Genomic DNA, 280 nt, shown 5'->3' on the forward strand with positions numbered 1-280 from the left:
TGCTTCTTTGGATTAGGTTTTCGTATTTCATTTGGAAATTGTAAATCTTCAGGATACTTTCGCAAGAGGTCTATTTAGTTCTAATTAAAATTGGGGCTAATCTACGTTAGCCTTTAAAATTTGGGGCTGTACTAGATTAGCCCTAAATTCCACAACAAACCCGCAAGATTTTTAGCTGCTGGGACGGTGTGCCGAAGTTAAACCGAAATTCGCATTCTTTCAAGAACAGTGGGAAAGATTTGCGGTCAGTCCCGTTGTATTTGCGCAAGACGCGTTTCGC

Annotated in this window: 1 pseudogene; it reads right to left on the reverse strand. The window is 40.7% G+C overall.

The features are described 5' to 3' along the window. Positions 1-142 precede the first annotated feature (142 nt). Positions 143-280: pseudogene (locus ACTHSL_RS13485) on the reverse strand (IS1595 family transposase); the annotation flags it as partial.

Origin of the sequence: Neisseria sp. P0008.S010 (assembly GCF_051962715.1) — a bacterium.
Taxonomy (GTDB): Bacteria; Pseudomonadota; Gammaproteobacteria; order Burkholderiales; family Neisseriaceae; genus Neisseria; species Neisseria elongata.